Genomic DNA, 24,891 nt, shown 5'->3' with positions numbered 1-24,891 from the left:
TCAGCGTGTATGCGGTGAGCATCCACTGCCTGTAGCCGTCGCTGATGTTGAGATCCTGCTGCGCGAAGGGCAGCGAGATGGTCACGATGGTGGCGCGGTCAGCAGCCGCTCGATGTGGAAGTGTTCGTCGAGCGCGTAGTAGAGCACCGCGACCTCCTCCGCATCCCGGTCGGCGATATCGGCCACGTCGATGATGTCCAACAGCGGGAACAGGTGGATGAGGCGGAACACGTGCTCGGCCAATTCCGCTGGCGCACCCTGCTCGACGGCGGCGCGCGCATGCGTCGCCAGATCCTCGGCGTGAGCCGCAGGCAGCCGAGCGGGCAGCATCTGCTCCGCCAGCTTGCGCACACCATCGCGGTAGCGGGCGATATCGGCGCCGATGGCAATCGGCTGCGGACGGCTGGTCAGCAGCCAGCGGGATACCCGATCGAGGGTGCGCCTGGTCTCCCGCTCCAGGGCGTCACGCGCCGCCGTCGGCATCGGAGTCGTCCGGATGCGCTGCCAGAGCGTGTGCAGATCGAACACCTCGGTTGCGACGGTAAAGGCGCGCACCGCGTCTTCGGTGCTCGCGCCCGCCTCTTCGGCCAGGCGGAACGCGTAGGTGATGCCGCCGTGGTCCACCACATCGTTGACCACCATGGTGGCCACAATCTGGCGGCGCAGCGGATGCCTGCCGATCGCGTCGGCGAACCGATCCCGCAGCGGCTTCGGGAAGTACGACCGAAGCACCGACTCGAAGGCCGCGTTATCCGGCAGATCACCGGCCAGCAAATCATCTTTGAGCGAAAGCTTCACGTGCGCGAGCAGATTCGCCAGTTCCGGCGAGGTGAGCCCGCGCCCCTCCGCCGTCCGCTTTTTCAGCTCGGCATCCGAGGGCAGTGCCTCGAGCCGCCGGTCCACGCCACGGCGGAATTCGAGGTCGGCGATCAGCCTGCGATGTACGCCGGACAGGGGCACCGATTGGGCGCGCGAGAGGCCCATCCGGAAGTTCTGCGAAATATTGTCGCGCAGTACGAGTTCGGAGACCTCGTCGGTCATCGCGGCCAGCAGTTCGGTGCGATCGGCAGCGGCGAGCTCACCGCCGGAGATGACCGCATCGAGCAGCACCTTGATATTGACCTCGTGGTCGGAGCAGTCGACGCCCGCCGAATTGTCGAGCGCGTCGGTGTTCATCCGGCCACCGTTCGCGCAGTATTCGATGCGGCCGAGTGCGGTGGCACCGAGGTTGCCGCCCTCACCGATCACCTTGGCGCGCAACTGGTTCGCATCGACACGCACGGCATCGTTGGACTTGTCACCGGCATCGGCATTGGTCTCGGTGGAGGCCTTGATATAGGTGCCGATGCCGCCGTTCCAGAACAGATCCACCGGGGCGAGCAGGATCGCGCGGATCATCTCCGGCGGGGACAGGGTGGTCACACTCGGATCCAGATCCAGGGCCGCGCGCACCTGCGGACTGACCGGCACCGCCTTGGCGGACCGGTCGAAGACGCCGCCGCCCTTGCTGATCAGCGCCTTGTCGTAGTCGGCCCAGGACGAGCGCGGCAGCGCGAACATCCGCTGCCGCTCCCGGAACGAGATCGCCGCATCGGGATTCGGGTCGAGGAAGATGTGCCGGTGATCGAAGGCGGCCACCAGCCGAATGTGCTCCGAGAGCAGCATGCCGTTGCCGAAAACGTCGCCACTCATATCGCCGACCCCGGCGACGGTGAAATCCGTTGTCTGCGTGTCGATATCCATTTCGGCGAAGTGCCGCTTGACGCTTTCCCACGCGCCCTTGGCGGTAATACCCATCGCCTTGTGGTCGTACCCCACCGAACCACCCGAGGCGAAGGCGTCACCGAGCCAGAAACCATACTGGCGCGCAACATCATTGGCGATATCGGAGAAGGTGGCGGTGCCCTTGTCCGCGGCGACCACGAGGTAGGTGTCGTCGCTGTCGCGACGCACCACACGCTCCGGTGGCACCACCTCACCCGAGGCATGATCGACGTTATCGGTCACATCGAGCAGACCCGAGATAAAGGTCCGATAGCAGGCAATACCTTCGGTCAGCAGCGCCTGCCGGTCCGTGCTCGCGTCACCGGTGGTCACCGGCGCCCGCTTGACCACGAACCCGCCCTTGGCGCCGACCGGGACGATGACCGCGTTCTTCACCGCCTGCGCCTTCACCAGACCCAGGATCTCGGTCCGGAAATCCTCCAGCCGGTCCGACCAGCGCAACCCGCCGCGCGCCACCGGACCGAAGCGCAGATGCACGCCCTCAACCCGCGGCGAGTACACGAAGATCTCGAATTGCGGTCGCGGCCTCGGCAATTCGCTGATGGCATGCGGATCGAATTTGAACGACAGGTACTCCGGCGGGTTGCCATCGGCGTCGCGCCGGTAGTAGTTGGTGCGCAGGGTCGCGGTGATCAGGCCGAGCACCGCGCGCAGGATGCGGTCGGCATCGAGGCTGACGACCGCATCGATCTCGGCCTGCAGCCGCTCGGCGATACCGGCCGCCCGGGCCGATGCCACCGCGCCGACACCCTCGGGATCGAAGTAGGCGTCGAACAATTCGGTGAACAACCGGGCCATCGTCGGCTGCGCCAGCAGCACGCGGGCGATATTGCCGAGGGTGTAGGCGAATCCGGCCTGCTGCAGATACTTGGCATAGGCGCGCAGCATCGCGATCTGGCGCCAGTGCAGTCCCGCGCGCAGCACCAGTTCATTGAGCGAATCGACCTCGGCGCTGCCGTTCCACATGGCCGCGAAAGCCGCCGGAAAGTATTGCCGCACACTGCCATCGGCCAACGGTTCATCGGCGGGTCGAGTCAGATCGGCCTCGAGATCGGCATCGATCGCGGTGCGCAGCAGCTCCGCCGGGACGCGCAGCCCGAAATCGTAGATCCACTTGTCGGTATCGTCGGGCAGGCTGATGCGGTGCGGCCGCTCGTCGACCACCTCGACACCGAGGCTCTGCAGCACCGGCAGCACACGGCTGAGCGAAACCCCCGCACCGGCAACATAGAGGGTGAATCGCCACTCCCCCGACGGCGATTCGGCATGCCGATACAGATTCGTGTCGATCTCACCGTCGACCAGCGGTTCGAGCCGCTGCAGATCGACCAGTGCCTGCTCCGGTTCGTATTCCTGCTGATACCCGATGGGAAATGCGCCAGCATAGGCATTGGCGACCTTCGACGACACCGCGGGCACACCGGTCGCCGCCGCTACCACGCGGTCGGCCCAGCTCCGGGTGGTAGCGAAAAGCAGTTCCTGGATCCGCTCCCGGTTCGATTCGGAGATGTCGGCCGCTTCCGCATCTGGACCGCGATGCACCGTGAAATAGACCACGGCCAACTCGGATTCGCTCGCCCTCGCGGAGTACGCGACCTGTTCACCGTCGAACTCAGCGCGCAGGATCTCCTCCATGCGCAGCCGTACCTCGGTGGTGTACCGATCGCGGGGCAGATAGACCAGGCAGTAGACCGCACCGCTGCGCCCATCGCGCCGAATGAACAGCCGCACCTGCCTGCGCAGCCCCAAATTCATGACCGAGGAAACGGTTTCGAACAGCCGCCTGGCATCGGTGGAGAACAACTCGACCCGCGGGAACGACTGCATCATCTCCAGCATGGCCTGCCCGGAGAACGAATTCAGTTCGAAGCCAGCCCATTCGATGACCTGGTGCACGCGACGGGAGATGACCGGAATATCGAGGATGTTCTCGTGCAGTCCGGTCACCGTGAACGTGCCGACGAACACATGCTCACCCTGCACCGTGCTGCCGCCGTTACCGTAATCGGCGACGCTTACGAAGTAGAGCTCACCCGATCCGGGGATCAGCGAATCCACCGATCCATTGGCCATCCGCAGCACCGGCCGGGTGGTGCCGAGTACGGGGACATCGAGATCGACATTCGATCCATTCCAGAGCACACCGAGACCGGTGCCCGGCACCTGCCGCGGCTCGCCACCGTCACTGCGGTAGTACCCGTAACCAAGGACGGTGAAATGCCCATCGGCCAACCAGCGCAACAACTTCGCGCATTCGGGCACCTCCGGATCATCCGAGCGGTGCGCGATATGGTCGAGCCGACCGGCCAGTGCGACCATGGCATTGGCCATGCCCGGGGTGTCGTCGACGACCTTGCGCAGCACCCGCAGCAGGGCAGGCAGCTCGCGATCGACCCGGTCCAGCAGCGCGGCGCCAACGGACGGACTCAGCTGCACATGGATCCAGGACTCCGCGACATTGTGGTTGCCTTGCGCCGGTGTCGTATCGGGCTCTTTGGGGGCGATCGCCCGCAGCCGCCCGCGACTGTCCCGCGCGACATCGAATACCGGATGCACGACCTCGGTCACCGTCGCACCGAGGCGGCGCAGCGCTGTGGTCACCGAATCGACCAGCAGCGGCATATCGTCATTGACGATCTGGATCGCCGCGCCGAGCCCGCTGCCGTCGTCGGGGCGGTACACCCGGGTGATCGCCGCCCCGGGCATGCGCATGGCCGCCAACTCCAGGTGGTGGCGGAAGATCTGTTCGGCCCGGTCGGTGATCGTCGGCGCGGTAGCACCCGGCTGGATCCAACGGAAGTAGGCCGTCTCCAGGTCGGTCGGATCGTCGCGGAACCGTTTGAATGAAATCGTCTGCTGGGTGGTTGCCACCATCGACTCGTGCCTTCCCGAGATCTGAGAACCGTAACCGTACGGTTTCTATACCTTACATGGTTTGATGTGCCGTTGTATAGCGGTACGTTAAATGCGTAACAGAATCTTGGAGAAATCAGCACAGGTCAAGCGCGCGGACCGGCCGGAATCCGGTCGGTCACGGAGTTAGACCGGCTCGCGCCATGAAGGTCTGCGCCGCCGCGCGCCCGCTGAAGGCGCCCGTCTCGACCCGAAGTCCGACAAGGGTATTCGCGTACCGCAGGGTTGCCGTCGGACTGATCGCCACGAAGACGACACCGTCGGCCAGTACGGTACCGCCCGCTGTCCGCCAGTTGCGCACGGTATCGGCCCGGCGCTCGGGCGGATCCAATGCCACCGAGAGGGTCAAATCCTTGCCGCCGGTGATTCCGCCCGCGAGCAGCGGATCGGCCACCGGGACGACACAGTTCGCGGCCGTGGAATCGACCCGCTGACAGGACACGGCCGCGCGCAATTGGCCGGGTAGGGCCTGTTCGATCCCCAGATCGGGGATGGCAGCCAGCGGTGTCGAACACGAACGGACGGCCGTGAAGCCGAGCCCGAGGACCATGGTCACGATGCCGGCGATCGCGGCCCCCCACTGCCAGCGCGGATACTGTTCCGCGGCAACCTTTTCCGCGCCCGCCACCACATTCTCCGCGCCCGCCACCGCACCCGCGGTTGCCGCCGCAGCCCGCTCGGCGCCCGCGACCACCTGCTCGGCCCGCGCCGCCGGCCCGCTCAGGCTCGATAATCGGTGCACCGCGGGCAGCGGCGCACCGCAATGCCCGCATTGCGCCGGACTACCGGCATTACGGTGTGAGCAGTACTGGCAGACCAACTCGGCTACTGACATGACAACGGCCTCAATGCCCGGTGATCACGATGGAGGAAATCGCGGTCGTATTGATCGTCGGATCACCCTTCGATTCCTGAATAGTCAGCACGATCTTGGACGCCTGCACGGGAACATCGAACTTGGTAACGACCAGGGTGCGCTGATCCAGGGTCGGCTGGGTGTAGCCCGTCCTGTTCGGATCGTCGAACGAATACCTGACCCGGCTGGCGGTCCGGTATTTCGTCCATTGGTCCACACCGTCGCTGCCGACGCTGTCCCAGCCGGGGACGATGCCGATCGAATCGACCTGATAGGTCTTGCCGAGATCGATGGTCAGCACCTGCCCGTCGACCTTGTACGCGCGCACACATGACCAGGCCTTGCCATGCTGCCCGCTGAAGGCATCCATACCCGGTGTACTGCCCGGCGGGCAGTTGGCGGTCGCGGATTTCACCGTGATCGTTCCGGAAGGGGCCGTTGAGGATTCCGGTTTCGACGTCGGGGCAGCCGCAGTCGGCGACGGAGTGATGACCGCAATGCGATCCGGCGCCTGCGAATCGTCCTTCCCACCGGTGGAAACCAACGCGATGATGAGCAAAAGCGCCAAGACGCCGCAGACCGCCAACGCGACCTTTGGATTCTTGAGCTTCTTCGTCAGCAGGGCGATCCGCTCCGCGGCATCGGGCCCGCGCCCCTTCGACGCTCCGGACGCGGACCGCGTGGGTTCCTCGGGTGGCGGCTGCTTCGCCGAGACGTCGGAGTAGTCCGCTGAAAAGTCCAGTCCCGGTGCGGCATCCGGCTGCTGTTGCCCGTTCAGCAGCGCAATGATCCGCTCGCTGGCCTTCGGCCCGTCGGAGGATCGCCGCGGTACCGGATCGGTGTCGGGTAGAGCGCCCTGGGCCGAACCGGCTGCCACCGCCGCACTGGAGAACGGATCGCCGCCGAACTCGGGTTCCCCGAGTTCCGGATCGCCGACCAGGGGTCCGCTCAGCACCGACCCGGTGGCCGGATCGTTTTCGCCGAACGCCGGATCCGAGAGCAGCGCCTCCAGGACCGCGCCTCGATGGCGGAGAAACACATCTCCCGGGTCCTCGGCAGCCATGGTCCGGATCGTATCCAGACCGCCTGTGCCGCGGCTCAGCATTATTCCCGCTGGCGGGAATAATGAAATCAGTGTTTCTTCTGCTCGGTGACGAAATGTTCCGGCGGTACGTCGAATACCCGCGCCAAGGCGATGATCAGATCGAGCCGGGGTACCGCGTCGCCATGAATGAGCCGGTACAGACCCGACTGGGAGACCGGAACATCCGGGTACGCCTGCTCCAGGTGCTGGGCAAGCGAGTAGAGCGTCAGCGACCGCGTCGAGCCGTCCTCGGTCGATACCACCGATTCCGCGATCAATTCCGACAGCCGACTCGAGAAGATCGCCACCGCGGCCTGTCTCGGGGTCAGTGCCTCCCCACTATCCTCCTGCACAAATTCGCCGTCATTCGGCTGGGAGTCCACAACCACGCTGATAGACACTACCTGTCTCCAATCAGCTCATGCGCCGAACGTCGGGCCCTGGCGTGGCGCCATTGGCACCCGCGGTGATCGCGGGTTGTTCGGCGGCGGAATCGAAATAGCGAGTTTCACCGCGCGGCTCGATCAAGTCGACGCGCACGGTGCGCATCGGAATGCTGACATCCACTGCGGTCGCACTGACCTGGTTGATCGCCAGATCGACCGACCGCCGCCGTGGGCCACCGGGCTCGCTGATGGTGACCGTGGTGTGCGCGGTCGATACCTGCGGCGGCAGATTGTCGAAGACCGTGATCGTCGCCGAGGACGGCGGCGAACCCGAACCGGCTTGCCCCGCGGCGGCATTCGCGGCGCCGGCCTCCGGAGCCAGGCGCAGCGATTCCGGATCACCGACCGCGGCGACGAGCTGCCACCAGCGATGCGGGCGCACCGAATGGACCTCGACATCCGCACCGACCACCATGGCGCGCAACACGATCTGCTGTGCCACCGGCAGGTCGGCGTGCACATCGATGGTGCGCCGACGCGGATTGTAGCGAGCCGGGTCGAACAGCGGCAGCGCCAAGGTATGCCGCGGCTGACCGCTGATGGAACCGAGAATCTGGCCGTTGGGACCGATCGCGATCGTGAGATCCGCAAGGAGCTCATCGGGGGCGAGATCGCGGCCCGATTCATCGGTGGGCACCGCGCGGATCGACGTGCCGGTCGGCATGGTGGCCAGCAACGCTATGGCCTGCCTGCCGGTCAACCGGCGTAGATACTCTGGTGGCTCGGTTGTGACCGGCGGGCCGACGTACCGCGCGAGCGCGCGCGGCCCGGCCGTCGCATCGGTGAGGCTGACCACCAGCGTGGTCCGGCCGCGGTTCCACGCCCAGCAATCGTCCAAGCCCGCGCCGTCGAGCCGGGTCCAGTCGATCAGGAAGCTGGTAACACTGCGACCTGGTACCGAGGACTCCATGCAGGTCCAGGTCTCACGCAGATCGCCGAGTTCGACTCCGGCGTGCAGCACCCTGGTGGCCTCCAGCATTGCGGCCGTAGGCAATGCGTGCGCGGCGATACCGCGTTCCCGCAATCGGCCCGCGATGCGGTGCGCCGCGGTGGCCAGCGCTCTCGGCGCGACCATCGCGACCAGTCCGCGTCGCTGCAGCAGATCCAGGTTCCGCTCCATATCCAGCCGGACGACCAACCAGGTGAGGCGGTGGCCGACGACCGGATGGGAGCCGATCAGCTGGTCGTAGAGCATGCTGTAGTTGCCGGTCGGACGAACGCGCTGACCGGTGGTCACGATATCGATATCGACCGCCAGACCGAACTGATCGAGCAGGCCTACCAGGGCGTCCAGGGGGACGGTGTCCTCGGTGTAAACGGATTTCTCCGCGATGACCGTCGGCAGGTCGAGATTGGGCGCGAGTTGGATCATCGCCGTGAGCACGGTGCCTTCGGAGCGAATGCCGCAGACACCTGCGGCGACCTCGATATCCTGCACATTCGCCGGACCGGCGAGCGCTTCGGCTCTGGTGGCCCTGCCGAATCGGTAATCGACCCAGTCGACCAGCCATCCGCTGGTCGTGCGGCCGTTCACCTCGACCGCCACGGTTACCAGCAGCACGGTGATCACCGCCGCGCTGGCCCAGATCGGGGTGTGCGCCCACAGCCCGGTGACCACCAGGCTGCCACCGATCACAGCGACGGCGAACGGACCACGTTCGACACCGCCCACCCGAACACTCGGAAGGCTCACCTCCGCCTCCGGACCGCGGAGCTCGCGTAGGTGGCGCCGAGCCCGAGCAGTAGCGCGGCGATGATGACGACGGCGGCCGCGAACGGCGGACGACGATCCTTGGCCCGCGGCGGATCCGGCAGCACCAGTACCGATGACCGGTACAGTCCGATAGGCGGTTTGGGCGCGGTGCGATAGCTGAGCGCGGTGAGCGGATCGATGACGCCCGCGCCGATGACGTTATCGATGCCCCGCGCGGGCGCGTGCGCGCTGGCGGTCAGGCGGGCCATGATCTCGGCCGGGGTTTCGTTGGGGAATCGAGAGCGCAGCAAGGCGGCCACCCCACTGGCATAGGCGGCCGCGAACGACGCGCCGCCGACGGGCACCAGTTTGCCGGGTTCACCGACACCATTGATCAGGCCAGTACCACCGGGACCGAGCGATTCGATCGCGGTGCCCGGTGCACCGACCGAAACCCACGGACCCGTAAGCGACTCGGACATGGTCGCACCGGTGGCGGTCGTGAAGCCCACCGTGAGCACGTCCGTCCCGAACCAACCCGGCGCGGCTACGGTCTTGACATCGCGCCAGTTCCTGGGGTCGCTCGGCCGGGTCGGATCGATATCCGGATTCTGATCACAGCCGCTATCGGCATTACCGGCACCCGCAACGATCAAGGCCCCGCGCACGTGTACCGCGTAGCCGATCGCCACCGACAGTATCGACTGATCCACCGCGAGTCCCACCGGAACACAGACCGGCAGCGACACCGTGATCACGCCGGCGCCCAGGTTCGCCGCATGCACGATCGCCCGCGACAATGTCCGGATGTCCACCGAGAGTTGTTGCGCCACATCATTATTCGGACGTTCTGCACTGAAAGCCCCGGAGCGATAGCGAATAGATACGATCTTGGCGTCCGGAGCGACCCCGCTGAATCCGTCCGTGGGATCGGATGCGGCGCCGATGATTCCGGCGATCAGCGTGCCATGCGCATCGCAGTCGGACAGACCATCACCACCTGCTGTGACATAGTCACCGCCACCGACCAGACCGGGCAGGCGACCATTGGGCGTGACACCAGTGTCGAGCACCGCGACAGTCACCCCGGCACCCCGGCTCAGTGCACGGGCATTAGGCAGATCCAGTGCCAACTCCGACGGCGGCGTGCGCGCCAGATCGCTGTCCCTCAGTACGCCGGTCGCCAAGCAGCCCTTGTCCTGTTTCGTCGGCAATTCCGGGCCGGGCGGGTCATCCGCGGGCGAGCCGATGATCACCTGCGGCGGATCCACCGCCAATGCCGGTGCGGCGGAGGCGATCAGCGCGAATCCGGCCAGCACCGCTATCGCGGTTGTGCCGATTCGCATCAGATCGCCCGCATCGCGGTATAGATGCCCGTGATCCAGCAGGCGATGATCGGGATCACCAGAATGAGCGCGTACTCGATCAGATCGATGATCCGCCGGGTGACCGGCGAGAGCCGCCGACCCGGCAACCGCACCGCCGCCACACATGCCGCCACAGCCGCCGCGCCGACCGCGAAGACGACGGCCAGCCGCGCCGGCGCTGTTTCGTACGCGGTGATCAGCACGAAGCCGACGCCGACCACGGTGACCGCCGATGCGACAACGAGCGCGATGGCCTGCACCCGGTCCGGGAACCAGCGCGCGCGCATGGCCAGCAGACCCGCCACGGCCGTGGCCAACACGATCTCCCGAATACCTCCGGGGCTCACCGCGGCCGACAGCACGGCGGCGCCCGCCAGAAGTGCCGCGGTCGCGGCGATGAGCCCGCGCAGACTGGTCACCGCCAGTCGGGCCCGGCCCTCAATGCCCGCGCCCGCCTGTTCCCGCTGCCGTTCGGTGTCCTCGGCGGAATCGAGTTCGGCGTCATCGCGCGCGGATTCGGCGTCGAAGATATCGGTCAGGGTGCCAGGGTTGACCTCGTTGCCGGGATCCGGCAGATCCGGTGGCCTGATCCGGGCGACCACGACGGCAAGGCGCGGTGCGGCGGTGAGCAGCACGAGGCCGAGAAGCGCCGCGCCACCGGATATCTGGCGCACCGACAGATCCAGATAGGTCACCGGAATCGCGGCGGCCGCCACGGTCGCGCCGAGCACGGTAACTGCCATCAGTGTCGCGATTCCGAGCTTGGTCACGCGCATCATGGCCGCGGCCGCGACGGCGGCGACAACCGATCCGGCGGCCAGATTGGCGGCGGCGAACGGACTCGGCTCACCGTAGGCGGGCGGCACCAACATCGCGCCGCCCGCGAACAACAGCGGAATCGAGGACAATGCGAACCCAAGACAGATTCTCGGCGCGAAGTTCCGCTGCCGCGCTTGCACCGCGCCGCCCCAGCACACCACGCCGAGCAGCAGCGCGGGCAGCGCGTACCACCAGATCGCCCCGGATTCGGTCCACGACACCGACAACATCGCCGCGATGGCGACCGCGCCGACGCCTAGTGTGCTCAGGCCGACGACCGCGGCGGTGCCCGCGTCGAACTCGGCGAATTCGCGGTCGTTGATCAGGGCGAGCGCATCGGTGATGTCCTCCACGACCGGCGTGAAGACCTCGGCGGACTCGACCGCGGCCAACATCAGTACGGTGCCGTCGACGACATCGTGGTCGGCGAGGCTGCGCCAACGCGGCATCGGCGCTTCGCCCGGTCGAGCCAGGCTCCACTGTCCGGTCGGCGGGGTGAAATCGACCGTCTCGTCTTCGATGGCCTTGGCCAGTACGACGAGCAGATCATCGATGAACGTCTCGATGGTGAATTTGGTCGGCACCACGACGTCGACCTGGTAGCTGGACACCAGGACCGCCATCCGAGCGCGCGCCACCTCGGCGGATGCCGCGGGCGCCGCGCCCGGTGGCGAAGCAACGGCAGTACTCATCGCCACCCTCCGGTGGCCCGGCCGCCGCTGGTGCCACCCAGATAGTTCGGGAATCCATCGGCAAGCCCGGCAGCGAGCTCTTCGAAGGCGAGCAGGGTTTCCTTGTCCACCAGGCGCAGATCGATCTCGCCGCCCTCGGCCAGATGGTCGTCGAAGGGCAGGATGCAGGTCGGGCGCTGGCCGGTGGCGAACAGCTTCTCGATCGCCGCGACATCGACGACCGGTTTGGACGGTTGCTGATGCACGATCGAGACGACCGATTTGGCGATCAGATGCTGCATACCGTGCGAACTGAGCCAATTCAATGTGGCCACCGCACCTTTCACCCCGCCGACGGTGGGCGGGGTGACCACCACGACGGCGTCGCTGGTCTGCAGCACGCTCAGCGTCACCGAATCCAACACGCCCGTACCGCAGTCCACGAGCAGCAGATTGAAGTGGCGGCGCAAAACCTCGACGGCCGTGGCGTATTCGTGACCCGAAAGAGCCTCGTTGGCCTCGATCGTCCACGGCGAGGCGATGGTGGCGAGATCGGCCGAATTGATCGACATGAACGACTGCACCGTCGAGAAGGCCCCCAGATTCGACGCCTGCGCCAGATCGCGCAGGGTCAGGCCATACGGGTGCGGAGCGGTACGGGTGGGCAGATCACCGAAGTCCGGATTCGCGTCGACAGCGACGACCCGGTCCGGGCGCAGCGCGGCGAACGTCGAACCGAGCGTCGCGGCCGTGGTGGTGCGGCCGACGCCGCCCTTCACGCTGATCACCGCGATCTGGTACGGGGTGTTGAGCTGGGTCCGGATTCGGGCGCGCCGATCCTCGGCGCGCTGCTCGGCGGGTGAGAGGCCGAGCCGGAATCCGACCTTGTTCAGCGCGCCGCGTACACCGGTGCTGGACTGTAGTTTGGCCCGATTGGCCGCCGAGATATCGGCCAATAGATCCATCGAGGTCAGTGCCGCGGGCAGCACCTCGACCTGCGGCGCCGCCGTGCGGTCGATGCGATCGGGCACCCAGCTCGTCGCCTGGGCGGGTTGCCATGGCACATCCATGGTTCCGGCGCCCGTTCCTTCGCCCCTGGGCTCGGCATCGCTGCTCGATGGATTCACCGATGCGGTCGGTGTGATGCGAGCGGTGGCGGGTTCGGCCCCGGCCTGGGCCGCCCACATTTCGGGCGACGACGGAGTCGCCGCCGTATGGTTCTCGCGTGCCGAATCCGCTGTCTGCGCAACCACATTCGGCGCGACTGCATGCGCTACACCGGCCTCGGGCGCGGTCGCGCTCCGCGGTGACGTAGAACCACCGGCACTCGCCGCCGGCTGTGGTATCGACTGACCGGGTGCGCCGATCACCGGTTCGCTGTAGCCCGATTGTGGACGTGCGGGGACGCTGCCGGTCGGAGGGCTGCTTTCCGGTTCCTCGGCTGCCTGCATGAAAAAGGCGTCGTAGCCGCCCTTGTGTCGGACGGACTCGGCCGAATGACCATTAGTACTCGGCGCTCGGCTCATATCTGTCGTCCTCTCCAAAAACCCATTGGGACGTTCAACCGATTCGGCTGGTATCGAACCAACTTCGGCTCGGCAGCAGCTCGACCAGTCCCACGATCGCGGCGTGCAGTGCCGCGTCGTCACCGGGTGCGTATGTCGATCGGACTTCCCCGTCCATCGCCACACTCGGCGTCACAATGATGCGCCCCGACAGCGTATCCAGCACACTCACACCGTACTTCGGCTTCAGCTCGACTCCGTCCTGGTGTTGCACCACCGTCACTTCCGCCCGCCGGACGACCTCCTCGAGTGCCCGGCCGAGGACACTCGCGGTACGCGGCTGCGCACCCAACTCCAGCAGTGCCTGCCGTCGTCCGTCCTGGTCCTCGGGAATCTCGGCGAGCTCGGCCTGCGCCACGGTCATCGGCGCGAAACTCAGTGGCGGAGTGGACCCCAGCGCCGCGCCGACCGCGGCCGATACCGAATCCAATTGCTGTTCCTGCTGGTACACCGCCTGGATGACGATCTCGTCGTCATAGCGCACCGCCAAAACATGGGTATCGCCGCGACGCACCAACGACATGCGCAGCATGCCTTTTTCTTCGCCATCCAAGCCGGTGGCCAACACGAGCGCCATCAGTTCCACATCCGGGCGGTACAGGCACTGCAACCAGTGCTCGACCGTCGGATGCACGCGGTCGTCGTCGATAATGCCCACCTCGGTGAGCTGCGCCGCGACGACAGCGCGCACCCGCTCCAGATCGTCGAAGTCGAAAATATTCGGCATCAACGCCAGGATCGGCGGATAGGAATCGATGCCGGCCATGTCTTTCAACAACAGCGCGGCATCGACATTCAGATCGATCGCGATCGGATCAGTTTCCACACCTTCACCAAATGACCAGTCGCCCGCAGCCCCGTTTCGCCGTGGCCGGGCCGACGAAGCGGACAGGGGCTGCGAGATTACTAGACGCCACCGATCGCCAGGAACCTGGCACCCTGCTGGTGGTCGGTCTCCTTCATAAAGCCCTCGGATCCGGTGGTTTGGCTGATCGCTTGATTCACCTGCTGGAGCTGGCCTTGGTACCCCGTGTGCTGCGAAGCATCGCCGAGTGCTGCCTTGAACCGGTCCATCAGTGGTTTGGCGACATCCGCCGCAAAACCTGTAAAGACCTGATCAAGTTCCTTGATCAGTGATGCCAAGTGGGTGGCGTTCGTGTCCATACCATGCAGAACGGCCTTCACGTTGAGACTGTGCGAATCAACGGCCGCGTAGTCGTTAAACATTGTCTACCAACCTTATTCTGTCGTTCTTATGATTCGTATCGTGTCGCTCGTGACACTACTGCCACGAGCCGGTGTCAACCGTGGTGTTCGTACCAAGTTCGACCGCCCGCTGCATTCTGGCAGCGTTCTCGAGGTCCGTCGTATCGATTCTGTTGCCGGTGTCCTTCAGCGCATCGATAATGTCCTGAAGGGTTCGCGCCAGCTGCACACCGGAGGTGTGCGCGTGGTCCATCGTGTTCTGGATTTGCGTACCGGTCTGCGAGCCGTGGACCGCGCCGTGGAAGTCGTCACGCAGGCTCATCCAGCTGCGCAGGTAGCCCTCGAGTTCGCCATGGCATGCCATGGCTTTGACCGCGGTCTGCTGCAACAACTTCGGATCACCGCTGTAAGTGTGGGTCACTGTTGTTTCCTCTCTGGGGTGGATCTAAATTCCGCCGCGGTATTTCACCGGGCAGGCTCTGGCTCGGCTACCGCCGACTCGGCATCGGAACTCTCGGGGTCATCGGAACGCTCGAGGATACCCACGAGCGAATCACCCTCGGCGACTACATCTTCCGGACGTTCATCGGCATATTCGATGACGCCGATCACGGGCGGCTTCTCCAATACCGGAACTTCCAACTCTTCACCCGGCACGAATACCTTGCCCGGCTTCCGTTCCTCGTCCCGACGACGCCGCCGCATCTGCACCTTCGGTGCGATCGCGCCCCGCCGCGGCGCACCGCGGCCGGCCGGTGCGGTGCCTGCCGGATTCGACGACGCGCCGTATGCCGTGCCCGGACCGCGCAGCCAATTGGACGGCATCCGGAATCCGGTGGACGCACCTGGCATCGAGCCGAATCCGCCCCGGGCCAAATTCAACGCGACCAGACTTCCCGCGCCCCCGCTCAAACCCGCCAATGTCGGCGAATTGGGCGAAGTTCCGTAGGATCCCGGCTGCCCGACCGACCCGTCTGTGTCGCCATACGATCCCGAATCGCTCAGCGGCGAGGTGATCTCACTCGGATCCGCTGTCGCGGGCTGAGTCTGCGTCGGTGATTGGGTGGTATCGGGCGGCGTATTGCCGGTGTCGGTATTACCGGTATTAGTATCTCCGGTGTTGGTGTTATTCGTATTGTTATTGGTAGTTGTGTTGTTGTTCGTAGGTGTGTTGTTGTTCGTGGGGGTTGCGTTGAATTGGTGTGGCGTGCCTACCTTGGGGGTGTATACCGGCACTTGGAAGTTCGGCGGTGGCGGCGGTGTACCCGGGCTCGTGACGATCGGCATCGGCAGCGCCGGCGTCGGCAGCGTCCCCAGGGTCGGTACCACTGCGCCCTCGTAGGCGTCCATCACCCCGGCAGCGGCAAACCAGATCCCAACGTACTCGAGTGTGTTGAATAGTAGTGGCATTGCGGTGCCCGGCGCCCCGGCCATAGTGGCTCCGACAAGAAGGGCGTGTTCCGCCCGGTTCTTGGCGAGCGCTACACCGACAACCGCCATCGCCGACTTGGCAGCGCTGAATTCCTTTGCCACCTTGTTCAATACGTTCGACACCGACTGGGCGACGTGAGACTGCTCCTGTAGCCACTTCGTATGGTGACTGAATGCCGCCTGCGCCAGATCACCCGATTCGCCATTCCAGGTTTCACCCATATCAGCCATCGCGGAGGCGGTGCTGCCCGCGGCAGTCGCGAACGCCACAGCCGAGTTCTGATAGGACTCGGCGGCGGCCGTGATCGTCTCCACTCCGAAACCGGAGAGCATATTGCCGACGTTTGTCTCCGGAGGAAGTGCGTCCCATATGCCTGGCATAACATCAGCCTTCGCTCGGGCCTGCGGCTCGGACTAGAAGGGGTCTTTGGTGATGGTCGCGATCGTGGACGCGATGTCGGCACTATTGATGACGTCGCTGCCGGAATAGGCGGCCGCAGTTGGCGGTAGCGACGCCGACGCGACTTCGCGATGCACGAATCCGTCACCCGTGCAGCTGAAGAACGATGTCCCGTATGTGGCGGTCACCGCGGGGAGGACCAGCACGCTCACGGCATCCCACGCCGGCGGAAATATGACGCAGGTGGCCGCCGACGGGATGAGGGAAGCGATTGCCTGTTCGGCAATCAGGTCGAGTTGGGAACTGACTCCCGGGAGATGCGCCGGGTCGACTGTGGTGGCAGCCATATGAGTTCTCCTAACATGAGCGCCGACTCGATAGCGAGCGGTACAAGACAAACGCTAAGGCATTCTCAGCATTGGGAAGATTGGTTGAGTCGTGCTCGGACAGCCCTCGCACCACCGCCGACCTGGCCTAGTCCTGCGGTGGCGTCCAAGCCGACTGCACGAGATCCCGGCGCGACTGCAACGGCTCGACGAAAATGCCCCGGCCCACTGGTTGTTTCGTCGGCTTCACATCGCCGATCAGAATTCCGTCCAGTTTCGAGCCGTCCATAACGAAGCCCGAGGAATTCAGGTTCTTGATCTGGCCGAGCACACTGTCGTACAGCGCGGTATCGGCCTGGGCGATACTGCGGGCCGCGATTACGTGCAGACCGGTGTCGCGGCCGTCGACAATGATGTCCTTCAGTGGTTCCAGCGGATTGGGCATTCCGCGCTGGGCGACCATGTGGTAATCGTCGATCACCACGAAGATCTCCGGCCCGGACCACCACGAACGGTCCTTGAGTTGTTGCGAGGTGACGCCATCCGGTGGGCGGCGGCCGCGCATCTTCTCCGCAAACGACGGCAACCCCTCGCGCACATCGCGCTCGCTGGTCAGATAGCCGATCAACTGCTCGTCCGGGATGGCGTCCATATGCTGGCGGCGGTAGTCCACCAACAGCACCCTGGCCTGATCCTTGTTGAATTGCAGCCGGATCGACTCCAGCAGCGCGCCCAGCACCGTCGACTTGCCCGAGCCGGACGAGCCGAGCACGATCAGATGCGTGGAAACACCGAAATCGGCCGTGGCAGGGTACAAATCGGACTCGCGAATACCGAAAGGCACCACGAGCCGCTGCGCTAAATTCGCCGGTTCCGGACGACCCGCGCGGACCTCCGCCAAGGTGATCTGGGCAGGCAGCAGCTTGACCTCCGGAGCCCGGCGGCTCTCGTACTTCTGGTTCAACTGTTCGACCGCGGCCGCTAGACCCGCACCGGCGGATATGGGATCGCCCACCCCGTCGACACGCGGCAGCGCGGTGAGCATGTGCAACGCGTCGCTGGAGATACAGCGACCGGGACGATCCGGTGGAATCGCCGCGACCACATTGCGCTGTCCGAGGAAGATCGTGTCGGTGAGATCACCGAGCCGCATCTCTACCCGGGTCTGCAGTAGATCCTTGATGGCGGGACGGATCGCCGCCCAGCGCGAACTGCTGACCACCAGGTGGATGCCGTAGTTCAGACCCTGCAGCGCGATCGACTCCATGACCGGGAGGTATTCGTCGAAATACGGTCCGGTGACCGCGAATCCGATATCCCAGCCGTCGACGACGATGAAGACATCACCGTGTTCGTCACCGTGGGCGGTGAGTTCCGCCGATTCCCGCGGCAAGGAGCGCCTGCGCCGGAATTCGCGCATGGTGTCGATGCCCAGGTCGCTGAACAGCACCTGTCGACTCGCGATGAGATTGGTGATGAGCGCGAAGGTGCGCCGGACCCGATCACCGTCACGGCCCGAGGCGACCGAGCCGACATGCGGCACGTTCCGCAGTCCGGTCAGACCGCCGGAGAAGTCGAGGCAGTAGAACTGGACCTGTTCGGGTGTGTGCGTCAACGCGGCGGACATCACCAGCGTCTGCAATGCGGTCGACTTACCCGACTGCGGACCGCCGACTACGGCCACGTGCCCGCCCGCACCGGACAGATCGATGGACCATATGTCCTGGCGCTGCTGTCGCGGCTTGTCCACGATCGCCCACGGCAACTGCAGCGAACCGGGAGTCGCGGCGGACATGAACTTGTCCAGGGTCGGTGGCACGGTCAGCGGCGGCAGCCACATCTTGTGCGCCGGTGTGCCGAATCCGCCCAGTTGTTGCAGCACCGTCTCCATGACGGTCACCGGTTCACCCTCCGGCGTCTCCGATTGCTGCACAACAGGTTCGGGCTCGACGGTCGCCGGCCGCACATCGATGATGTGCGCCGTGGTGAACTGCTGTGGTGGCCGATAGCCACCGCCGGGGCGCCTGGCACGTTGGGCACTGGACGCCGAGGCCTGCGCGGGCGCGACATACGGTGAGCCGACATAGGCGGCCTGGAATCGCTGCAGATCACCCGAGCCGACTCGCAGATAGCCCGCACCCGGCTTCTTCGGCAGGTGATATGCGTCCGCGGTGCCGATGGCGTCACGGGAGTCGGCGGTCTGGTTGGTGCGCAACGCGATTCGATAGGACAGATGCGCTTCCAGCTCACCCATCCGGTTGGCGGGCACCTTCTGTGAGGCCAGCAGCAGGTGGATACGCAGCGAACGACCCAACCGGCCGATCGCGACGAACAGCTTGGAGAAGTTGGGATGCTGCTCGAGCAGTTCGGCGAACTCGTCGAGGATGATCAACAACGTGGGCAGCGGCGCGAGCTGCGCACCCTGTTCGCGGGCCCGCTCGTAATCGGCGACGCTGGCGAAGTTGCCCGCATCGCGCAAAATCCTTTGCCGTCGGCCCATTTCGCCGTTGATCACGTCTTCCATACGGGTGACGAGATCGGCCTCTTCCTCCATATTGGTGACCACGGCCGTCACATGGTGCAGCCGGTCGAACCCGAGGAAGGTCGCACCACCTTTGAAGTCGACCAGCAGCAGGTTCAGCTGATCCGGGGTGTGTGTCGCCACCGCCGAAAGCACAAGGGTGCGAAGGAATTCCGACTTTCCGGAACCGGTGGCGCCGATGCACATACCGTGCGGGCCCATGCCCTCCTCGGCCGATTCCTTGATATCGAGATAGACCACGCTGCCGGCCGGATCGTGGCCGAAGGGAATATTCAGTCGGGATCGGTCCGCGTCACGGCGGTGCGGCCATTGCTGCTCGACCCGAATCGCCCCGGGGTCGGTCACGCCGACCAGTTCCTCCCACGACGTGCCACCACTGGCCTGATCGGCGACCACGGCCTCGACCACGGTGGACAGCCGGTATGGGGAGATGTTGCGGGCCAATGCCTTCGCCGTCGCCACCGACATCGCGTCAGCGGCTCCGACGCGTCGCAGCCCGCGCGGGGTCACCTCGTGCAGGGAGCCATCGGGCCCCACCGTGAACTTCAGCGCCCGCGGCAAGGTTTGCTCGGCCCGGCCCAGCCGCAGCCAGGTGCAACCATCGACACCGGAGATATCCCGATCGGTAGCCGGACTGCTGTCGTCCACGATCAGCAGATAATGCTTGCGATCCAGGGTCGGTTCGGAATTCGCGGAGAACGGACCGCGATTGAGTCCGGCCAGTGCCTTGGCACGCAACTCCGAAACGCTGCGGTACACCATCCGGCTCGACCCGATCGCGTCCGTATCACTCGGATGCTGGGTGTGCGGCAACCATTTCAGCCACGACCACTCCGGTGCGTCCGGATTCGACAGCACCGCCGCGACCGCGACCTGATCCGGGCCGTGCAGCACGACGACCTCGGCGACCATCGCCCGCACCAGCGCGGCCACCGCATCGGGATCGCCGTCGACACCGATCTGCGGCGCCGATAGCAGATTGATCGCGACCGGCATACCCCCGACAGTCGAATACGCCTTCGCGAATCGGGTCACCTCGACCACGCCGACCGGATCCAGATCGGAGGTGGGCGCGGCCTCGGGCACGATGACCCGCACCTGGTTGGCGATCCGGCCCCGCCCGACCCGCACCCGCAGGAACTGTGGGCTCGCGACCTGGACCTCCCACATGCGCTTGCCGCCGATCAACGCGGCGATTTCGGCCGGACCGGGATGGGTGTAGCGCAGGTAGCTATGTAGTTCGGTCTCCGCGGCATGCACGGTCTTGCGGTTATCGGTAATGCTGCGCAGATAGTCCTTGCGTTCCTCGTTCAGACCCGCCGCACCGCCGGCACCGCTGCCGGAGAACGCACCGCCCATCATCCCGCCCATGGAAACCAGCATCATGACCGGAAACATCAGCATCATCGGCGACATCTGCCCCCCGCCGCCGCGGAACATCATCACCATCATCCCGGCCATGGCCGACACCATGACCACTGGCATGATCATCTTCAGCCGCGATGGCGGCACCGGCTTGGGCAGTTCGGTCGGCGGCTGCAGCCGCAATTCGGTCACCGCGGGGGCTTTGGGTCCACGCACCATCCGAGCCGGCCGCACGAATCGGCGGGTAGCAGTCACGAGGTACCACCCGGGAGGCCGATGACTGCCTTATTCGTCGGGATGCCGTCATGCTGGATCCGGGCATCCTTCGCCGACAAGGTGGGGCCGACCGCGAACAGCGACACGATGGACCAGGGTGCGGGCACCGGGGTCCGCAGTCCGAGCGAGGTGAATGTGGAATCCGGATTGGAGTTGTTCTCTACCACGGCATTGATGCCATAGCGGACGCCGCTGTCGGAGATCCAGAACAGCGACTCCCGCCGCGGCGATCCGGGGTCCGCGCCGGTCACCTGGACGAAGCGTCCGGTGGTGCGCGGCAGATACGCGGCGTCGGCTGTGGTACCGCGTGAACCGGTGGCCGTCACCAGGCCGACGGTTCGGGTCTGTTCGTCCACCCGCAACGGCAGTTGCCGTCCCACGAGCAACTCGGTCGAGGCATTTTGATCGGTGCCCGCGCGCCACCAGTGATAGCAGGTCACCCCCAAGCGCATCGGATCGACGACATGTACCGGCCGAATCGGATAGGCGGCCGTCCCCGGCCACGCACCCGGGCGCAGATTCGCCGCGATGACATCCGGCCCGACCGTCCTCGTCGATATCGAACCGTGCGAATCGGCGTTGCGCACGATCGACGCGAGCACCGAATTGATTTGCACCACACCGGATTCCGATACCAGATAATAGAATGCGCCGCGATCCGGCGCGGACACCGTGAGCACCGAACCAACCGGCACGCTCAGACCCGAGGACAATGTCACGGTATTCCCCGCACCGGGCACATCGGGCACGCGCAGCGGCGGCACCTCGGGGATGGCGGAGATGAAACCCTTGGAGACTGCGACCACGGTCGAGGTCGGATCGATGCCCAGGGCCAGGATTACCGCCGAATTACTCAGATCTATCGACGCCCGAACGATGCCCTGCTGTGGATCGGAGTACACCAGCCAGGTGGTGGTGTCATCGCGCAGCAGCCGCGCCTCGTCGGCAGCCAGCCCGCGGATCGCATCGCCGTTGACGGTCAGCGGACCGCCGATCGCGGTCGTCAGCACCGGCGACAACGCGACGGTCGGCAATCCGGTCTGCGGATTGACCGGTGCCGCCGCACCGACCTTCGCGGTATCACATACCGTCCACGACGAGTTCCGGTCGCCATTGTCCGCGATCACGCCGGGTGCGCCCGGAATACCGACCCACGGCCCGCGCGGATACTTCGCCAACTCGTCACGCGTGACCGGCACCGGATTGTCCGGCGAACCCGCGATCAGCCGCGCCGAGGTCAAATTCAGCGCCGGATGCAGCCGACCACCGACGCGAACATACAGCGCACCGGTGTCCTTCTCCGCGATGATCTGCGACTCCCCCACTTTCTTGGCGGGCTTGAAGAACGCCAGCAGCGCCGCACCGGCGATGACCACGCAGGCCAATGCGATTCCGATCGACAGCGCGGTGGAGCGGCCGCGCTGCGGATCATCGATCATCGAGGCATCCCGACGGACCAGCGCATGCTCGATCCGGCGCAGCAGAAACCGCCAGCCCGATATCTGGTGCTTGGTCACCACCCGGAAGCGCGCCATGCGGATCAGCCCGTCGCGGCCGGCGCCAAGCCCGCGAGCGCGGCGGTGATGTCCGAGGAATCGATGGTCATCAACTCCTCATTGGTCATCGAAAGCACATCCGCGTTGTCCCTGGTGAAGCGGTAGTCCCGCTCGGCCTCGGCGGCCTCGACCACATTGCGGACGAAACGACCGTTGCCCGCCAGATCGATCAGCCTGCGACCGTTCTTGGTCTGTCCCGACAAGTGCTCGCACCGCACCCGCAGCACATCTTTGGCCTCACCGGACAGGATCGAATCCTTCTTGTGCGCAATATGATCGGCGATCCGCACCAGTTCGTCGGCGTCGTAGCTGGAGAAGCGGATACGCTTGGTGAAGCGCGAGGCGAGACCGTCGTTGGAGGCCAGGAACCGATCGATCTGATCCTCGTAACCCGCGATGATCACGACCAATTTGTCGCGGTCGTTCTCCATGCGGGCCAGCAGGGTGTCGACGGCCTCCTTGCCGAATGCGTCACCGCCGGACAGCCCCTCCTGGATCAGGGTGTACGCCTCATCGATGAACAGCACGCCGCCGAGCGCGGAATCGATCAGCGCGTTCGTCTTCGGCGCGGTGTGGCCGAGGTGGGTACCGACCATATCGTTGCGCGATACCTCGATGACTTCGGCGTTTTCGACGACGCCGAGCCCAGCGAAGATTTTGGCGATAACGCGGGCGATGGTCGTCTTACCAGTACCGGGCGGACCCGAGAAGATCAGATGCTGCGATCGGGAATCCACGGCCAAACCGCGTTTGGCCCGTACCTGATCCATCAGCACACCCGACTTGAGCCGGTCGACCTGCTCCTTGACCGAGTCCATGCCGATCTGCGCCCGCAGCAACTCGGAGGCCTCCTCCAGCTGCGACTCGCGTGCGAGCCGCGCGGCGGATGCGGCGACCTCGGTCGGGTCGTCACCGGACTTCGGATCCCACTGATTGGTGCGCGAGGCGATGACCTCGGCGGTGGTGATCTCGAGCCGATAGGACTTGTCCCGCACCGCACGCTGCCATTCGGGGCGGTCCGGCCACAGTGCGGAGCCCTGCAGCCCCTTGAGGATCTTGTCGGCGGCATCGTGCTCGCCGTCGTGGCGCAGCAGCATGCCGAGCAAGAAGTGCGCGTCCGCCCAGATGTAGGACAGATTGCCGGACTGACTGTCCTCGACGATGCGCTGCGCGCGCGGCAGAGCCTCGCCCAGTCGGCCCAGATGCGCCAGCGCCTGTGCCGTCATCAGCTCAGCCGCGATATCCAGCAGACCATCCTCGAGCGTGGGTTTGGCATTGCGAGCGGTGAGCACATCGAGCCACTGTTTGGTGCGGAAGAACAGCGACATCCGTACGAAGTCGGCGACATCGTCGCGCGGCGCTTCGGCGAGAATCGCTGAGGCTTCCTGCCATTCGCCGCCATCGGCATAAGAGCAGGCCTGGGCGATGGCGATCTGATCTCGATCCGCCATGGCCACGCGCAGGCCGAAAACGCCGATCTCGACCTGACACCACAGCGCACGATCGACCAGACCGGCGCGCTGCTGATCCCGGTACAGGTTGTGCACCGATCGGTACGCACCGTAGATCACCTCGGAGGTGACCTCACCGGCCATGGCGCGGCCCAACCAGGCATCGCACATATCCGGATCCAGGTCGGTGGCGGCGCGGAAGGCGGCCGCTGCCTGATGTTCATTTCGCACGCCCCCGGCGACGAGCGCCAGACTTTGCACACCTGTGTAGAACGCGTCCTCGGCCGCAGACAACTCGGACTTCCCTTCCGACGATCCTCGTGGACCGAAGATAGCCATTTCGGCCCCGGTCGCGACCGTCGAACTATTCCCAATATTGGGAAGGCGACATCGTTACCCGGCAGCCTGATCTACGTACACAGTTTTTATCGGCTCGATGTTGAATGTGCCGTTATTTAGCGGTATATTGGAGACGGGTCGACGGTTCCTCATCCCGAAGACCCAGCCCCTCCAGTGGTGGTCGGTGGCCGTGATCCGGCAGCTGACCACCGGCTGGCAAGCGGCGGATCGTCACCCCAGAACCCCGGCGATCTGTCCACGCGGCGGCCGACGGTGTCCCCACACATCGTCGGCCGCCGCGCTCCGTTCGGCGGCCCGTTCACCGACCGCCGTCTTGGCGCCGCCGGACCGTAGGTACGGTCGCGGCCCCGGCCAATTCGCTCGATGGTGTCTCCGATGTCCGAGCGAGCTTCGACCACGGTGTTTCCCGGGGCTTGCGCGCCGTCGTCGCGCGCCGGTCCAAGGACTGGAAGGCCTTGGCGGGCATTGTTTTCGAGAAGGCCGCGCGCTGTGCCGATGCTCGGACCGCATGCGCCCACGGTGTCACGAAACCACGCGAACGGCTCGGGCCGAGCGGCGGTTGCATGCGGGGGCCGATTCGACCGTCTTGGACAACACCGGAGGCGGTCGGCACGTCTTCGTCAACGGCCGCGCCCGACAGCCGCGGTTCAGCAGGAACCACGCCAGACACCTGCGACTCAACAGGAACCACGCCAGACACCTGCGACTCAACAGGAACCACGCCAGACACCTGCGACTCAACAGGAACCACGCCAGACACCTGCGACTCAACAGGAACC

16 protein-coding genes are annotated in these 24,891 nt (G+C 65.5%); all 16 read right to left on the bottom strand.

Annotated features, from left to right (window positions below):
- Positions 1–81: 81 nt before the first annotated feature.
- The 16 genes from ACWEO2_RS07135 to eccA all read right to left on the bottom strand — a co-directional run bounded on the left by ACWEO2_RS07135 (position 82) and on the right by eccA (position 24,046).
- Positions 82–4,659, bottom strand: coding sequence for an NAD-glutamate dehydrogenase (locus ACWEO2_RS07135; RefSeq protein ID WP_452404507.1), 4,578 nt, complete (start codon positions 4,657–4,659; stop codon positions 82–84).
- A 157-nt stretch (positions 4,660–4,816) separates the two neighbouring features.
- Positions 4,817–5,533 (bottom strand): hypothetical protein, encoded by a 717-nt coding sequence (locus ACWEO2_RS07130; protein ID WP_452404506.1) that lies wholly within the window; start codon positions 5,531–5,533, stop codon positions 4,817–4,819.
- A gap of 10 nt (positions 5,534–5,543) precedes the next feature.
- Entirely contained in the window at positions 5,544–6,617 is a 1,074-nt protein-coding gene (locus ACWEO2_RS07125; RefSeq protein WP_452404505.1) for a discoidin domain-containing protein, read from the bottom strand.
- Positions 6,618–6,685: 68 nt separating this feature from the next.
- On the bottom strand, positions 6,686–7,039 hold the full coding sequence (locus tag ACWEO2_RS07120; protein WP_452404504.1) for a helix-turn-helix domain-containing protein: 354 nt from the start codon (positions 7,037–7,039) through the stop codon (positions 6,686–6,688).
- Positions 7,040–7,052: 13 nt separating this feature from the next.
- The gene (eccE, locus tag ACWEO2_RS07115; protein ID WP_452404503.1) at positions 7,053–8,777 is read right to left on the bottom strand and encodes a type VII secretion protein EccE; all 1,725 of its coding nucleotides are present in this window, start codon (positions 8,775–8,777) and stop codon (positions 7,053–7,055) included.
- The gene (mycP, locus tag ACWEO2_RS07110) at positions 8,774–10,123 is read right to left on the bottom strand and encodes a type VII secretion-associated serine protease mycosin (protein ID WP_452404502.1); all 1,350 of its coding nucleotides are present in this window, start codon (positions 10,121–10,123) and stop codon (positions 8,774–8,776) included. Before mycP ends, eccE begins: the two co-directional genes overlap by 4 nt.
- The gene (gene eccD / locus ACWEO2_RS07105) at positions 10,123–11,655 is read right to left on the bottom strand and encodes a type VII secretion integral membrane protein EccD (protein WP_452404501.1); all 1,533 of its coding nucleotides are present in this window, start codon (positions 11,653–11,655) and stop codon (positions 10,123–10,125) included. Before eccD ends, mycP begins: the two co-directional genes overlap by 1 nt.
- A complete protein-coding gene (locus ACWEO2_RS07100) occupies positions 11,652–12,887 on the bottom strand; it encodes an AAA family ATPase (RefSeq protein WP_452404500.1) in 1,236 nt (411 codons plus the stop codon). Before ACWEO2_RS07100 ends, eccD begins: the two co-directional genes overlap by 4 nt.
- A gap of 307 nt (positions 12,888–13,194) precedes the next feature.
- A complete protein-coding gene (locus tag ACWEO2_RS07095; RefSeq protein WP_452404499.1) occupies positions 13,195–14,025 on the bottom strand; it encodes an ESX secretion-associated protein EspG in 831 nt (276 codons plus the stop codon).
- Positions 14,026–14,105: 80 nt separating this feature from the next.
- Positions 14,106–14,426 carry a hypothetical protein gene (locus ACWEO2_RS07090; protein ID WP_355189177.1) on the bottom strand — a complete coding sequence of 107 codons (321 nt, stop codon included), beginning with the start codon at positions 14,424–14,426 and terminating at the stop codon, positions 14,106–14,108.
- Between the two features lie 55 nt (positions 14,427–14,481).
- Positions 14,482–14,796 (bottom strand): hypothetical protein, encoded by a 315-nt coding sequence (locus tag ACWEO2_RS07085; RefSeq protein ID WP_452404498.1) that lies wholly within the window; start codon positions 14,794–14,796, stop codon positions 14,482–14,484.
- Between the two features lie 74 nt (positions 14,797–14,870).
- Positions 14,871–16,217, bottom strand: a complete 1,347-nt coding sequence (locus tag ACWEO2_RS07080) for a PPE domain-containing protein (protein ID WP_452404497.1) — start codon at positions 16,215–16,217, stop codon at positions 14,871–14,873.
- A gap of 33 nt (positions 16,218–16,250) precedes the next feature.
- A complete protein-coding gene (locus ACWEO2_RS07075; protein ID WP_452404496.1) occupies positions 16,251–16,583 on the bottom strand; it encodes a hypothetical protein in 333 nt (110 codons plus the stop codon).
- 127 nt (positions 16,584–16,710) lie between these two features.
- Positions 16,711–20,724, bottom strand: a complete 4,014-nt coding sequence (gene eccCa / locus ACWEO2_RS07070) for a type VII secretion protein EccCa (RefSeq protein ID WP_452404495.1) — start codon at positions 20,722–20,724, stop codon at positions 16,711–16,713.
- Positions 20,721–22,280: a type VII secretion protein EccB gene (gene eccB / locus ACWEO2_RS07065; protein ID WP_452404494.1), complete on the bottom strand. Its 1,560-nt coding sequence runs from the start codon at positions 22,278–22,280 to the stop codon at positions 20,721–20,723. Before eccB ends, eccCa begins: the two co-directional genes overlap by 4 nt.
- A gap of 5 nt (positions 22,281–22,285) precedes the next feature.
- Complete coding sequence (gene eccA / locus ACWEO2_RS07060) at positions 22,286–24,046, bottom strand: type VII secretion AAA-ATPase EccA (protein WP_452404493.1); 1,761 nt, start codon at positions 24,044–24,046, stop codon at positions 22,286–22,288.
- Between the last annotated feature and the right edge of the window lie 845 nt (positions 24,047–24,891).

The sequence above is a fragment of the Nocardia sp. NPDC004278 genome, from assembly GCF_053602975.1.
Note: the sequence above shows the minus strand (reverse complement) of the source record. Positions and strands in the feature narration are given on the sequence as shown.